Origin of the sequence: Succinimonas sp. (assembly GCF_045225735.1) — a bacterium.
Taxonomy (GTDB): Bacteria; Pseudomonadota; Gammaproteobacteria; order Enterobacterales; family Succinivibrionaceae; genus Succinimonas.
Map to the genome: position 1 here is coordinate 1 of NZ_JBGVBR010000301.1, position 2,297 is coordinate 2,297.

The following is a 2,297-nucleotide window of genomic DNA, read 5'->3' on the forward strand; positions in this document are numbered from 1 at the left end:
ATAAAGAGCTTACTCAGGCGGAAACCGACACTCTTCTGGAAGCGAGCGGGATTTTTAAGGATGACGACTGGCTGGATAATCTTACGAGCCTTCTCGAGAATAATTACGGGCCCTCGTTTTCCATGCACCGCTATGACGCCGCAGAAAAGCTTACCGAAGCAAAATCTCTGAAGGAGATGCTCCGCATTGCTAATGAGATGACTGAGGAGCAGAAAGAGCAAGCTGCCAAACTGGTCGGTGAATTGGAGCAGATCTGTCCGGAATTCTTTAAAATCAAGTTTAAAGCGATTGGCGATTATCACGGTGGTATGCTTGCCGGAGCTGAGAAAACAGCTGGAAAGATCATGGATTTTTTTCGGACATATCTGGCAAATGCAAATAAAGGCGGTAAAAAGCTGCTGGATTATATGGAGGCCAATGTCTACAAAGTAAGCACTGACGACTTCAAAAACGTGAGAAAGAACCCGGATGTTATGAGGCAGATCAGCGCTATTGAGAATATTATAAAAAATTCTGTTTCTATTAAGTCTCTGGTTTACGACAAGGTGCTTACCCGGGCCTCCGAAATTTTGGAGCAGAAGAAGGATATTGAAGGTTTTCTCTTTCAGAATGACCTCCTTTCCCGCCTTAAGGCCGCCTTGATTAAGCAGGATCAGGGAGAGGATACCGGCATTCCCGGCCTGAGCTCCTCTAAGATTCTCCGGGAAGCCATCCTTGAAGATTATCCCGTGGCCATCATCGATGAATTCCAGGATACGGATCCCATTCAGTTCTCCATCGTAAGTCAGGTCTATCTCAATTACTTCAAAGACAATCGGGACGCAATTCTGACCCGGGAGCATCAGGCGCCTGACGAGAAACCCTGGCCGAATATTCAGGGCTTTTACATTATCGGCGACCCCAAGCAGAGCATTTACCTGTTCCGCGGCGCTGACGTGAGCTGCTACAACGATGCCGTAAGGGGGATCGGGAATTTCTGGGGCGAGAACGACCCGAACAAAAAACATCAGGGCACCCTGGGCACCAATTTCCGTTCCAATCCGGTTCTGGTAGGTCAGGTAAACAGCCTCTTCGAAAGCCTGTCGCAGGATTTGGCAGATTCCGGAGACAGCGACAGTGCGGCCAGTGACGAAGCTTTGGAGGAAAGAAGCTTATCGGCTCCCAAACACGATGACGCCGCTGATTATCATGCCGCCTACGTGCGCGGAAAGAGCTGGCAATTTTCTCCGGTGAAATCCGTTATGGAAATACCGGAGAAAAGGGACGAACCGCAAACGTTCCTGGTGCTCAGGACTCCTGAGAGCAGTGACGGCAAAGCCGAAAATCCGAATGCCGGACATCCGAAAACCGAAAATCCGAAAACCGTTATTCCCGCTCCGTTAACGTTCTTCTATCATGACTTTTCCGACAGCAAAGACAGCGTTAACGCCCCCGCCATGCGCCGGGAGCTTGCGGCATCCTGCGCCCGGGAAGTCGTTACGGTGCTTAATCATGGCTGGCTATTCAAAAGCAGGCTCGCTGACTTAACCGTTCCCCCGGACAAATTGGATGAGCCGGTGAAGCTTTCTGACATTGCGGTGCTGGTTTCCGGCAAAAAGGAGGCCAAATGGATTTCCGCAGAACTGGCCAGGTACGGCGTGCCGGCGGTATACACCTCAAACCGGATGAGCATAACCGAGACGCTGGAGTTTGAATCGGTGTACAACCTGATGGAGGCTTTTCTGAACCCCAAGGATAACGAAAAGCTGCGTTTCCTGGTTTCCAGCAGCTTCTTTAACTATACGGCTCAGGATATTTCGGAAGAACTCAGCAATGGTTTCGAGGACATTTCCGCCGCGCTGGCCGAAGGCGTTGCCCGCTGGCGGGACAATGACTTCATGTCGGCGTACTGCTTCTTTACCAAAGAGCTCGATATTATTAAAAACCTTTCTCAGGTAATCGGCGGCGATGCCATTATCACCAATCTCAATCAGGCGGCGGAAATCGCCCAGAGCCTTTCTGCCCGGGCTTCTGCCTTTGACGGCATTGTGTCTCTCTACCGCAGACTCATGGACGAACCGGAAAGCGATGAATCCTCTCAGGAGATGTCAGACTATTCCATAAGAGCCGGCGGCAATGAGAACGTCATCAGGATCACCACCTACCACTCCTCCAAGGGCCTGGAATACAACATTGTGTTTATGCCCTACGCCGGAATCTGGAAAACCACAAAAAAAGCCAAGAAAGGCGGCTTCAGTCCGGTGTCTTATCTTGACAGCGATGCTCCTGAAGGAGAGGGGAGGCTCCGCTATGACATT

The 2,297-nt window shown here is 50.7% G+C and carries 1 protein-coding gene; it reads left to right on the forward strand.

Annotated features, from left to right (window positions below):
* On the forward strand, positions 1-2,297 hold a 2,297-nt coding region (locus ACJROR_RS10840), incomplete at both ends, for a UvrD-helicase domain-containing protein (RefSeq protein ID WP_406547069.1).